Raw genomic sequence first — 12293 nt, forward strand, 5'->3', positions numbered from 1 at the left:
GAGGAGTTATTAGCATGAATTTATATACCCGTTTAGAGCAGGAAACCCAGGCAGAAAGAGCTTACTTAACCAGTTCGCCTATTATTCAGCAGGTGTTTAAAGGTGATGTTTCCCTGGATGATTACACCGCGTTCTTACGCGAAGCTTATCACCATGTAAAACATACAGTGCCATTGCTAATGGCTACCGGCGCGGCATTGCCAGAAAGTAAAGAATGGTTGCGTGAGGCTGTTGGCGAGTATATTGAGGAAGAAATGGGCCACCAGGAATGGATCCTTAACGACCTGGCTACCTGTGGTGTAGATAAAGAGGCCGTTCGTCATAGTCAGCCCTCGGCGGCCACTGAACTAATGGTTGCTTACGCTTATGATGCTGTGCGTCGCAAGAACCCGCTGTGTTTCTTCGGCATGGTGTTTGTGCTGGAAGGCACCAGTATTGCGCTGGCCGATAATGCCGCCGCAATGATTAGAAAAACGCTGGACTTACCTGGCGGTGCGTTTAGCTATCTGCGCTCTCATGGTTCACTGGATCAGGAACATATTGTGTTCTTTCGCGACCTGATGAGCAAAATTGATGACAAAGCCGAACAGGATCTGATCATTCATTCCGCCAAAATGTTCTTCCAGTTATACGCCAATATCTTCCGCACCCTGGCGAGTAAGGAAAAACTTGGGGAGGCCGCGTAATGGCTATTGAATGGCAACACCAGGTGTGCCTGATCACCGGAGCCTCTGGTGGTATTGGTGAAGCCATCGCCCGAAAGCTGGCGGGCCTCGGTGCCTCGCTTATTTTAACCGGTCGGAATGCGGATAAACTCAGTGCCCTGTTGGAATCATTACCCGGCCGCCACACGGTGGCGTGTGCAGATATCACCACTGCGGATGGCCTGGATAAAGTGGTCGCGGTGAGTCATGAGCATCAGCCTACTATGTTGATCAACAGTGCCGGTATTAATGAAATTGGCGATTTCAGTACCATCCCGATGACCCGGATTGAGATGTTGTTAACCACTAATTTAACCGCCCCTATAGCTCTGACACAGCGTTTGCTACCTGTGTTGCAGCGCGCTGGTAAAGGCTACGTGGTAAACGTTGGTTCTACGTTCGGCAGTATTGGTTTTCCCTGTCATGCGGCCTATTGCGCGTCTAAGTTCGGTTTGCGTGGGTTTACCGAATCACTCATTCGCGAGTATGCACATAGTTCAGTCAACTTTTTTTATCTGGCGCCACGGGCCACACAAACGGCCATTAACTCCGATGCAGTGGTCTCGATGAACCACGCATTGGGCAATCAGATGGATCCCCCCGAACGGGTGGCCGATGCCCTGGTTGCCCAGTTAGAAGGTAATAAACCCCGCTGGTTTATTGGTTTCCCGGAAAAACTGTTTGCCCGCATAAACGGTGCCTTTCCTGGCATTGTTGACCGTGCACTTATTAAAAAACTACCTGTTATTCAACGCTTTTTGACGTCTGTCACAAAGGAGAAACTGTCATGAAAACTGTTCGCTATTTGCTGACCTTATTGGTTGCCGTTTGTTTGCCATTAAGTGCTGCCCAGAGCACACCTGGATTGGCTGAAATTCAGTCGGCCTGGGCCAAAATTAACTACGCTGATATCGATAGTGATAAAAAGGCGGATGAATTTAAATCGCTGATCAAACAGGCCGAAGCACTGGTTGCACAGCAACCTAAGCAGCCGGAATACTTAATCTGGCTGGGGATTGTGCAGTCGAGTACTGCTGGTGCACAAGGTGGTATTGGCGCGCTTAAATATGCTAAGTCCGCGAAGAAGAGCTTTGAGGATGCGCTGTCTATCGATTCTCATGCACTGCAAGGATCGGCGATGACCAGCCTGGGCGTGTTGTATCATAAAGTCCCAGGCTGGCCGATTGGCTTTGGCAGCGACAAAAAAGCAGAGCAGCTGTTAAAAAGCGCACTGCAGGTGAATCCGGAGGGAATAGACAGTAACTATTTTTATGCTGAATATCTGTACGACGATGGCCAGTATCAGCAGGCCCTGGCATATCTTGATAAAGCGATTAAAGCCGCACCACGCCCCGAGCGGCCACTGGCTGATGAAGGTCGTCACAAAGATATTGCTGCCCTGCGCGCCAAAGTGGAGAAAAAGATTCACTAAAGACTGTTGGAGGTTTATTCGTACCGCCCTGATGGTATGGTAATATACGCTACAGGCCGGATTGTCTCGCCGACAGTCCGGCTTTTTTTTTGAGAAGGAACATCAAAGTGCCTGCCAGATTGTCCTGCTGGGCAGAAATCGGTGACTTATACCTTTTTCTGTGTACGGTCCCACACCTATCCGGTATCCAAAATATGAGAGTGGGATAAATGTCATTTTTCTGAATTATCCTGTAAAAAGGTCAATAGTTGTCTAAATTAAATATAGTATACAGGTTTTTGTAATCATCTTATCAAAGCGCCCATCTGGCGCTTAGTAACCGGAGTTCTATTATGGCTGGTCATCCTTTGCTAAATACATTAAAAGGGCGAATGCTTTTGCTGTGGGTATTGCCGTCTATCGTTGCCGTTGTGCTGGTTATTTCGGTAAATGCTTATAATGAACTCAGCATGGCCAAACAACGGGCGCAACGTTTACTCCAAAGTGAAGTCACAAACACAGCTATGGTGCTTCAAGCGGACAACCTGAGGGCAGTCCAAACGGCAAAATCCATGGCGCTGGCGCAACAAACCGGCCTGATGGGACTGCGTCAGGCTTCACTCGACTATGCAAAGCAGATACTACAGGAAAACCCACAGTTCACCGGTGCTTACTTTGGTTATGAATCCAATGCCGACGGAAACGACAGTAGTGCTGAAAACAACGCTTTGCCGTCTCAGGCAACCGATGCCACCGGGCGGTTTTTACCATACTGGTATCGCGATGGCAGCAGCGTGGCACTGGATACCCTGGTAGATATGGAATCCAGCCTTTACTACGACGGCGTGAAAAAGCTTTATCAACGCAACGGTAAAGCCTCGGGGCTAGTTACTGAGCCCTATTCTTATCAAGGCGTCATGATAGTTGAACAGGTGTATCCGGTTATTATGAATGAGCAGTTTGTGGGGATCGCCGGAGTTGACCGGGCACTGGATTATATTGATGAACTGCTTAACCAACTCAAAAATGAGTATGGCAATAATTACTTGTTGTTAAGCCGAACAAATAAGGTGATCGCGTCAACCGTGGCAGGTGAATTGAATACACAGGACGTGGGAGTTACACCCTATGGCGCCATAGTGACGCCATTTGTTGCCAATAACAGTGATTTTAGTCAGGTGGTTCAGCAAGCAGACCCGGTTACTAAAGAGGACAGCTTTTTTGTTGCCGCCGGGATCCCCATTGGCGAATGGAAGCTGGTGCAAGTCACCACGGTAGATTCTGTGATGGGACCGCTTTACAGTAACGTGATGAGAACACTTGGTCTGGCGTTACTGGCCGTTATTTTTGTTGTGTTTTTGTCCTACTATTTTGTTAATACCATTAGCCAGCGGGTTAGGGTTTTAGTCAATAAAGCAGATAAAGTGAGCCAGGGCGATATTGACGGGATAAAAGAGCACGTTGGCAGTGTTGAAAGACGGGACGAAATTGACGACCTGATCATCAGTTTAAACCGTGTGGTTGATTCCTACCGGGGCATAACCCGTATGACATCAGCCATAGCCAATGGCGATTTTAGCGTGCAGTTAACACCGAGCAGTGCTCAGGATGCAGTGAGCCTCTCATTGAATGATATGGCCACGAAACGGCAGGAAATGGAACAAGCGTTACGCGAACATGCGGACATTGTAAAACAGAAATCAGCTACACAGGTTGCGGAGATCCAGAGTGTCTCCGCCGCTATCCACCAAATGAACGCCAGTATTGGTGAAGTGTCACAAGTGGCTTCAACGGCATCACAACGGGGTGAAGCATCGGTTACAGGCGTCGCGGGCGTTAAAAAGCTCATCTCGGATGTAGTAGAGCAGGCGTCTCAGCTTTCTGACGAAATGGCTCGTACCAGTGAAGCCGTATCAGAAGTATCCCAAAGTAGCGATAATATTAATCGCATTGTAGACGTCATAAATGGCATTGCCGAGCAAACGAATTTATTAGCACTCAATGCTGCAATAGAAGCTGCACGTGCTGGTGAGCAAGGCCGAGGGTTTGCAGTGGTGGCCGACGAAGTTCGTACATTGGCTGCTCGTACTCAGCAGTCGACAGAAGAAATTCGAAATCTGATCAGCCGGCTTGGGGTTGATGTGACGCGATCTGTGGATTTAGTGCAGGCTGGAGTGAGCAGAGCTCAAACCAGCGCTGATACTGCTCAGCAAGCCGATGCAACGTTATCGAATGTCGCTGAGCAGATTAACGAAATTTGTGATTTTATGATTCAGGTTGCCGCTGCTGTGGAGCAACAACAGGCTACAAGCTCCGAAATTAACACTAATATGAGTAAAGTCCATGATGCGGCACAGGAGCTTAGCCGTATGTCAGCAAAATAAATATCGATAACAGTGTGATAAACTGTGAGGCATGCTAAAAAATTACCGGGTGTGCTTGAGCACCACGTTTACTTTATAATAATGAGCCAACCTTTGTGTATTTTTAGGATGTATTAAGTGCCTGCCAGGTTGCCCCATTGGGTAGAAATCGGTGCATTATTACTTGCCCTGGTGGCAGGTTATGTCAATGCCATTGGGTTGCTGAGTTTTGAGCATCAGTCGGTCTCGCATTTATCCGGCACTGCCACGCTGCTGGGCGCAGGCTTGCTGGACAAAGGCTGGATGAGTGCATTGCATTTGCTGGGCGTTTTATTGTCATTTTTATTCGGTGCTGCTCTGGCCGGGATGCTGCTGAATGCGTCTACCCTGAAGCTGGGTCGGCATTATGATACGGCACTGGTGATCGAGGCCCTGTTACTCATCGCTGCACAAGTGTTGCTAAACGAGGGGCTGTTTTATGCGCATTTTCTTGCCTCTGCCGCCTGTGGCTTACAAAATGCTCTGGCCACGCGATACAGTGGTGCGGTAGTAAGAACCACTCATCTCACCGGCATATTCACCGATTTAGGTATCATGCTGGGCGCTAAATGGCGCGGAGAGCCCATTGATGCGCGCAAGCTACAATTATTCCTGGTCATTATCTGCGGCTTTATTGCTGGCGGTACAGGTGGCGCGGTGGGGTTCAGCCACTATGCTCAGCTGGCCCTGGTTTTGCCCGCCGTAGTTTGCTTACTGATGGCATTGGCGTACTACCGTTTTGTAAAGCGTCAGCGTTGAAGGAAGGTTTGCATAGCCGGTGACTTTTCCAGCTTCCTTAATACCATTGTGGCCAGCAGAATACCTACTGCATCGGCACTTAAGTCGGCAAAATCAAAGGTACGAGAGGGAATAAAAGCCTGGCTGATTTCTTCGCCAATCACGAACAGCGTAACGGCGATAGCGCCAAAATACAGTTTAGTGCTATAGGGCGTCCAGCCGGTAAACTTTGAGGCCACCACGGCTAAAAAGGTGAGAGTGCCGAATAAGCCCACATGACCGACCTTGTCGCCATAAGGCATCGTCGCGACAAGATCGAAAAAGAGGCTGCTCTGCCCGGTATTCGCCATATAAATGACCCATACAATAAACAGCAAAAAAGCGAGGGCAACTAAGCGGGTTAAATTAGTCATTGGATGTGTACCAAACGCTGATAGTAACCACTGCCGGGCGCCAGGAGCCGCCACTCTGCGATTGATGGATGTGCGCCACGCGATAAGCCGGATTGGCTTTTAACCACTGGTTGACCTCGTCTTCCAGACCGTCGTCAGTGACTTCCTGGGTAGCCGCAAATAATCCGGGCTTGTAGGCGAGGGTTTTAGTAAAAATTCTGACTTCCATGTGTTGCTCTTCAAAATAGCCAATACAGTGTGACTATAATCCACCGGATGCGTCGATAAAGCTACCTGTTACAAAGGATGATTTATCCGTTGCCAGCCAGACAATGGCTTCAGCTACTTCTTGTACGGTGCCCGGTCGCTGCAGAGGTATCTTTGCCTGCAGGCGGTTGACTCTGTCTGGCTCGCCACCCGAGGCATGCATTTCAGTATCTATCAGGGCCGGTCGCACTGCATTCACCCGAATCCCTTCGTCAGCCAGTTCCAGTGCGGCGCCGCGGGTAAAGCTGTCTATGGCACCCTTGGAAGCAGCGTAATCCGTGTATTCATTGGGGGCCCCGGATTTGGCTGCTGTCGAGGAGACATTCACAATAGTGCCGCCACTTCCCCCTTCTTTTGTCGACATTCTTGTTGCCGCTGCCCTGGTACACAAGAAGCAGGACAGCACGTTTACATTAAGGATATGGCGAAACCGCTCAGCCGAAATGCCTCGCAGGCTGGTTTGTTGCGCCAGGATGCCAGCGTTGTTAATCAGCACAGCAAGGGGGCCCAGAGCGTCGGCATGAGTAAACAAAGCTTCAACCTGATCTTCCTCAGATACATCGGCCTGCACCGCGATGCAGGGCACACCCATAGCGCTAATGTCTTGCTTTAATGTCTCGGCCTTCGCGGCAGAGTACCGATAATTAAGCACTATCGAATAGCCTTCTGCAGCCATAAGCCGTGCTGTTGCTGCGCCTATTCCTCTGCTGCTGCCGGTAATGACGGCGACCTGGTTTAACATGGGATATGCCCCTTACTGTTTGGTTTCGCGAAAGCGATAAGCAATAAAATGCTTAGTGATGAGCGTATGTCATTCAATTTTCATTATTGTCGACATTAATGCTCGGTAGAACGATTGTAAATGATGTTAATCTGCGTTTCACAATATTATTGTCGACAATTTAAATGTGAAAAGGATTACGATTTTGACTTTATATAATTTGCTGGGCGCTCTCAATACCCTGTTTATTATGGTGAGTGTACTGGGTATTTACTCTCAACTGAGCACTATATGGCGCCGCAAACAACGAGAGAGTGAAACTGCGCGTCCGACTGCGTTACTGTCATTGAATCAGTTTACCGTGAGCTTTTTTGCTTACCTGTCTTTTTTTATTTATGGCTACTCCATTGAGCCATTCAATCACTATATTGTGTGGCCCCGGTTACTGGCGGCAATGCTGGTGATGGGGATTTTGTTGGAAATCTGGCTGGACCGCAAATCCCGGGCGGCCCGCTTAAGTGTTGTACTGGCAGGCGTAAGCTTGGTGTTGGCGGGTGCAGGGCTATTGTTAGGCAACACAATCGCCGATCAGGGCAGGCAAATTGCTACTCTGCTTATTGTTCTGGTGTCTGCGTTTATTGCTCAGGGTTACTATCATCAAATCCGCTTGATCCTGAAAGCGGGTCAGACCGGTGCGGTGGATCTTAAAATGAGTCAGTTTATTTTGTTGATGGACATTTCTACTATTGCCTTAGCGCTGAGTATGGGGATAAGGGAAGGCTGGCCACTGCTTATTTTGGCAATAACCAGTGCGGTAACAAAGGTGGTAATCATGTATTTATTCCGCTGGGTGAATGTTAGTACTGTGGCGGCCCGGCGTCGGCAACAATATACATCAGACTGAGTGGGTGATAGTACTCCCGCAAGCGCGGCATGTATTGACTCTAACGGGAGCTTAGATACCGTGTCCTAATTGGCTTTGGATATTTTGATGTTTTCAATATCCTGATTGTTTGCAGCACTTTCATCCTCGTCGGTAGCCAGTTTAAAGTCCAGCTGAACTAAAATGCCGGTCTGTCTTTGTGCCTTACCGCCTTGAACCCGAGGCTTATACTGCCATTGTTCCATCGCTTTCACTGCACTGGCGTCAAATACACCAGCGGGCGATGATTTAACTACTTTAATGTTGTCAGTGGCACCGGTCTCGGTGATATCAAACTGGAGCGTAACAAAACCTTCCTGGTTTGCCTGTGCTGCAGTTGCAGGGTAAACCGGCGGAACACGTTTAACCGGCGTAGCCAGGTTGACTTTGTCGGCCTTTTCTTCATTCGCTGGCAGATTTGCCAGTGCCGTGTGGGTGGTTAATATGGCGGCGAAGGCCAGTGCGGCGACACCAGCCATTTTATTTGCTGAATTCGGCTTATTGATCAGATTGAGGCGTTTTAACATGGTGCTTTTTTCTCCGAATGTAGGATAGGTAGTTAGGTACGAGGAGTTTTGTGCTGCGCAGGCCACCAGGGCTTTTGCATAGAGTAGTTTTTCCTGTGGGCTTTTTTGGCTTAAAACCTGATGATCACAGGCTAGTTCCTGGTTGATTCTGAATGAGCGTAGTGCCAGCCATACCAGTGGGTTAAACCAGAAGACCGTCACTACTATTAGCGCCAGCGCATTCCAAAAGTGATCGCCGTGCCTAAGGTGTGTGTTTTCATGTTCGAGCACTAATTGTTGTTGCACAGGGCAAAACAGTCGGGTAAAGCCCGCTGGAAGCAATATTTTCGGTGCGAGCAAGCCAAACAACATAGGCGTGGTGGCCCGCCGGGCAAACCAGATGTTTTTAGTGCCAACCATAGGCTGACTCACAGAGCGGGCAAGCTGTGAATACTGAACTATCAGGTAAAGACTGATGCACAAGGCGCCAGCCGCCCATAGCCCCGACCACATGATGCTCTGTGAGACATTTACAGCCAGTGAGCCGCTTACCACATAGCGGGTAAAGCTATTTGAGGGCAGCGAAATTAAAGGGCTTGGCAGATTAGTTACCAACAGTACAAGCGGCACCAACCACCACATTTTGTACATCAGCCTGATGCCAATTCTGGCGGTAAAAAAGTGTTCCATGACCATCAGAGTGATGAGCACGAAACACAATGGGCCTTGTTGCTGAATGAGCCACTCAGTCATTGTTTTGCTCCCATTCCCTGATCAGTGCCTTGAGTTCATCCACATCTTGCTGAGAGAGGTTGTTCTGGTTGGCAAACCCGGCTACCAAAGGGGCAACTTTGCCTTTGAATAAGCGACTTACAAAGCTGGTGGTTTCCTTCTTTGTGTAATCCTCGCGGGCGATAACTGGGCGATAAAGATACTGGCGCTGCGCTTTATCGAAATCCAACACGCCTTTTTTCACCAAACGACTGAGCAGGGTTTTAACAGTTTTGTCGTGCCAGGGCTTCTTTTTATTCAAACGCTCAACAATATCGCTGGATGTGGCAGGATAGTCATCCCACAGCACATCAAGTACTTCAAATTCGGCGTTGGAGATATCCGCTTTTGGATTGCAATTACTCATGAAGAATCTCTCTTAAAATCCAATGTTAAGATTACAATTGTAGTCGTTCTGTTTTTAAGATTACATATGTAATCCTTTATGGCAAGTTTTTTAGTCAATAAAATTTGCAGGATGAAGAAAACGACCCGCGTAGGATGCAAAAAAGATGGGCTATTCAGCCAGTCAGATAGTTAAAGGCAATTACTCGGATGTGATACGAATGATGTAGGCTTGTGACCAATCCAGGCTGTTCAGAATAAAGCAGACTTTGCTCTTCTTTTCACCCGCTGAGTTTATCATTACCAGTAAATCTGCTTCGTGACCGGGTGTCACTTTTCGGTAAATCACTTCGTTCTGATAAAAGACAGTTACTTTACAGACCGACTTTTGCACTGGGGTTCGGCGTTTTTGCAGGTGTATATGTTGATGACCCTTTCAACTCATCGACGCAACACAGCTTGAGACATAAAAGGTCAGTTGCTTCATCGACCGCAGGCAGTGAATCCCATGCGTATGAGCCTCCGCTTGGTGAAACACGCACTGATTATCAAAACGACACCTGTTACCCTGTTTCGTTGCTTAGCCGACCTCACGGTCACCGGATTAGCGATGTTTAATAACTCGGAAATCCCGCTCAGTATAGGAGGCGTAAACCTTGATCCTGACAAAAGCCGCTTTAATAGCTTTTGCCCTGCGGTTCTCTCGGCTCATATGATTCTTCAACAAGCAATTTGGAGGTTGCTGTAATGGCCAAAAGATAGCTGGGCTATAAACACCCCCACCCGCTTATAAACTTAGTAAAGCTATGAAAGCCAGTGTCGGCGGAAAAAGTGACTGTCCTATTTAATTGCGGTATAGGAGGCGTAAACCTTGATCCTGACAAAAGCCGCTTTAATAGCTTTTGCCCTGCGGTTCTCTCGGCTCATATGATTCTTCAACAAGCAATTTGGAGGTTGCTGTAATGGCCAAAAGATAGCTGGGCTATAAACCCCCACCCGCTTATAAACTTAGTAAAGCTATGAAAGCCAGTGTCGGCGGAAAAAGTGACTGTCCTATTTAATTGCGTTTTATCCGCGATAACAGCTTGTACGCCGAACCTTGCAATCTGTCAGGCTTTGAACTGGGCAATATGCTGGCGCAGTTGGGATGCCTGGCTGGCAACTTCTTCACTGGCTTGTTCGTTCACGTGAACGTTGCGCATGGTTTCCTCCGAAAGGTCGCGGATATTGACCACATTTTTATTGACCTCACTGGCGACCAGACTCTGTTGCTCGATAGCGGCTGCTATCTGTGTAGTCATGTCCAGAATAGTATCTACTTCGTCGGTAATCTCATTCAGGCGTAACATGGCTTTGTCGGCCTGTTCGTCACTGCTGGTGCCCTCCTGCTGGCAGGCTTTCATCTCACCCACAATCTTCTGGGTGCGCTCCTGCAAGGCCGAAATAATGGTTTCAATCTGACTGGTCGACTCCTGAGTACGCATAGCCAGGGTTCTGACCTCATCCGCGACTACTGCGAAACCTCGTCCCTGTTCGCCTGCCCGCGCCGCTTCAATCGCAGCATTTAAAGCCAGCAGGTTGGTTTGTTCTGCAATACCCCGAATCACATCGAGCACAGAACCAATAGTCTGACTGTCTTTTTCCAGTTCACTGACCGCAGCAGAGGCGCTGTCCAGGCGCTGTACCAAACTGCGAATTGAGGTAACGGTTGCAATTACCTGATTACTACCGAGAGTGGCATTTTCGTTGGTTGAGCGGGCTTTATCTGCGGTATTTGCCGTGTTTGATGCAATTTCATGAATAGTTTGGCCCATCTGCGTAATAGCGGTTGCTACCATGTCGGTCTCATTTTGCTGAACTTTCATACCCTCGGCGGTGCTATTGGTTGCCGTGGCTAGTTGCGCCGTGGCGCTGTTAAGGTTGGTTAACGCAACATTTATAGACTTGACCAATTGCTGGAAGTCATCGAGTAAAGAATTCACATCATAACTAAACCGGGTAATTTCATCGTTACCACTTTGTTCCAGACGAAGACTGAAGTCGTGCTCTTTACGTACTCTTGAGATCTGTTCAGAGGCCCGTTGCAGGGGGACGTTTATGGAGTGTGCCAGGAGCACAATGAGTCCGCCAACAAGCGCCAGCATGACCGCAAATACTGTTAAGCCGATTGCTTGTAGCCGTGACAGGGAACTACTGATTTCCCCATTCAGGTTGGACGACATGGTATCCAGGATAGCTTCGGTTGCCTGGATCGTTTCACGCATAGTGCCTTCAGCCCCCTGATCGGGAGTTAATCCGCGTGCCCGGGTGTTCTTCACCAGCGCGTCAAAACTCGCGGCATAATTACTGGCAAGCTGCTGCCATTCATCGGGTAACAGGGGCCGTAACTGAGAGTAGTAGTCAATAAAAGACACCACGTCGGTTTCGGCATTGCGTAACAAGAAATCTTTTTCCTGACGACGCATTTGCAGCAGCAGTGTAAATGCTCTGTTGTCGGTGTTCAGTTGCTCTTCTAACCGTTGAGCAGCATTGCGCAGACTGGCCTTTAATCCATCGTCTTGGGTGAAGCCGATGTTACGCTCTATATCCACCAGTGCCTTAAAAGAGGCTGAATATTCGCTTACAAGCCTGCTGAACTGCTCGAGTTGTTGAGTGGCGATATTCAACTGTGAAAGGTGGCTTTTTAACGATGTGGCTGTTGATTGTAGCTCGCTGACTACTTTTTGATGACGCTGTGGATATTTGTCCTGTTTGCGCATTAAAAAGTCTTTTTCGTGCCGGCGAAGCATTAGCATGTCGGCGATGAGTTCATCAACCTGACCCTTGGCTTCAGTCAGTGTCTGGGTCGAATTTGCCTGATAGACCTGCAGTAATAACATGGCCGCCATTGCTAACAGCGCAATAATACCAATCAGTACTAACCTGAATTTAATGCTAAGCGAACGGATGGGCATGGGTATTCCTTTCAGTTGGCTGGATAAAGCTAAATTAAGCGCGATGAATGAAAGTTTAGGAAACTATTCGCTTTTTTGCATAATTTACATAAAGGAATAAGGGCATCAGGCTCCTTTCAGGAGAGTTTTCCAGGTTGTCGCACTAGCGCTGATATATTGA

At 48.4% G+C, this 12293-nt stretch carries 12 protein-coding genes; 6 read left to right on the forward strand and 6 right to left on the reverse strand.

The features are described from left to right. Positions 1-14 precede the first annotated feature (14 nt). The 5 genes from AC2T0J_RS07460 (at position 15) to AC2T0J_RS07480 (ending at position 5276) form a co-directional block, all read left to right on the forward strand. Complete coding sequence (locus tag AC2T0J_RS07460; RefSeq protein ID WP_489809508.1) at positions 15-686, forward strand: iron-containing redox enzyme family protein; 672 nt, start codon at positions 15-17, stop codon at positions 684-686. Then, on the forward strand, positions 686-1495 hold the full coding sequence (locus AC2T0J_RS07465; RefSeq protein WP_489809509.1) for an SDR family oxidoreductase: 810 nt from the start codon (positions 686-688) through the stop codon (positions 1493-1495). The genes AC2T0J_RS07460 and AC2T0J_RS07465 overlap by 1 nt, the downstream gene beginning before the upstream one ends. Beyond that, positions 1492-2136: a tetratricopeptide repeat protein gene (locus tag AC2T0J_RS07470; RefSeq protein ID WP_489809510.1), complete on the forward strand. Its 645-nt coding sequence runs from the start codon at positions 1492-1494 to the stop codon at positions 2134-2136. Before AC2T0J_RS07465 ends, AC2T0J_RS07470 begins: the two co-directional genes overlap by 4 nt. Positions 2137-2468: 332 nt before the next feature. Further along, positions 2469-4499, forward strand: coding sequence for a methyl-accepting chemotaxis protein (locus tag AC2T0J_RS07475; protein ID WP_489809511.1), 2031 nt, complete (start codon positions 2469-2471; stop codon positions 4497-4499). A 117-nt stretch (positions 4500-4616) separates the two neighbouring features. Further along, entirely contained in the window at positions 4617-5276 is a 660-nt protein-coding gene (locus AC2T0J_RS07480) for a YoaK family protein (protein ID WP_489809512.1), read from the forward strand. Here the strand turns inward: AC2T0J_RS07480 and AC2T0J_RS07485 are convergent. From AC2T0J_RS07485 to AC2T0J_RS07495, 3 genes are read right to left on the reverse strand one after another with little or no spacing between them, the layout of a single operon-like run. Next, positions 5267-5668: a VanZ family protein gene (locus AC2T0J_RS07485; protein ID WP_489809513.1), complete on the reverse strand. Its 402-nt coding sequence runs from the start codon at positions 5666-5668 to the stop codon at positions 5267-5269. The two genes, AC2T0J_RS07480 and AC2T0J_RS07485, sit on opposite strands and share 10 nt — an antisense overlap. Next, positions 5661-5876, reverse strand: coding sequence for a hypothetical protein (locus AC2T0J_RS07490; RefSeq protein WP_489809514.1), 216 nt, complete (start codon positions 5874-5876; stop codon positions 5661-5663). Before AC2T0J_RS07490 ends, AC2T0J_RS07485 begins: the two co-directional genes overlap by 8 nt. Positions 5877-5909: 33 nt before the next feature. Beyond that, complete coding sequence (locus AC2T0J_RS07495; RefSeq protein ID WP_489809515.1) at positions 5910-6656, reverse strand: SDR family oxidoreductase; 747 nt, start codon at positions 6654-6656, stop codon at positions 5910-5912. Between the two features lie 184 nt (positions 6657-6840). Between AC2T0J_RS07495 and AC2T0J_RS07500 the strand changes: the two genes are divergently transcribed. Next, the gene (locus AC2T0J_RS07500; protein ID WP_489809516.1) at positions 6841-7539 is read left to right on the forward strand and encodes a hypothetical protein; all 699 of its coding nucleotides are present in this window, start codon (positions 6841-6843) and stop codon (positions 7537-7539) included. Positions 7540-7604: 65 nt separating this feature from the next. Here the strand turns inward: AC2T0J_RS07500 and AC2T0J_RS07505 are convergent, their stop codons facing one another. The 3 genes from AC2T0J_RS07505 to AC2T0J_RS07515 all read right to left on the reverse strand — a co-directional run bounded on the left by AC2T0J_RS07505 (position 7605) and on the right by AC2T0J_RS07515 (position 12133). Further along, positions 7605-8816 (reverse strand): M56 family metallopeptidase, encoded by a 1212-nt coding sequence (locus AC2T0J_RS07505; RefSeq protein ID WP_489809517.1) that lies wholly within the window; start codon positions 8814-8816, stop codon positions 7605-7607. After that, positions 8809-9201 carry a BlaI/MecI/CopY family transcriptional regulator gene (locus tag AC2T0J_RS07510; RefSeq protein ID WP_489809518.1) on the reverse strand — a complete coding sequence of 131 codons (393 nt, stop codon included), beginning with the start codon at positions 9199-9201 and terminating at the stop codon, positions 8809-8811. Before AC2T0J_RS07510 ends, AC2T0J_RS07505 begins: the two co-directional genes overlap by 8 nt. 1087 nt (positions 9202-10288) lie before the next feature. Continuing rightward, complete coding sequence (locus AC2T0J_RS07515) at positions 10289-12133, reverse strand: methyl-accepting chemotaxis protein (RefSeq protein WP_489809519.1); 1845 nt, start codon at positions 12131-12133, stop codon at positions 10289-10291. Positions 12134-12293 lie beyond the last annotated feature (160 nt).

This window comes from Alteromonas sp. ISO5 (assembly GCF_058105165.1).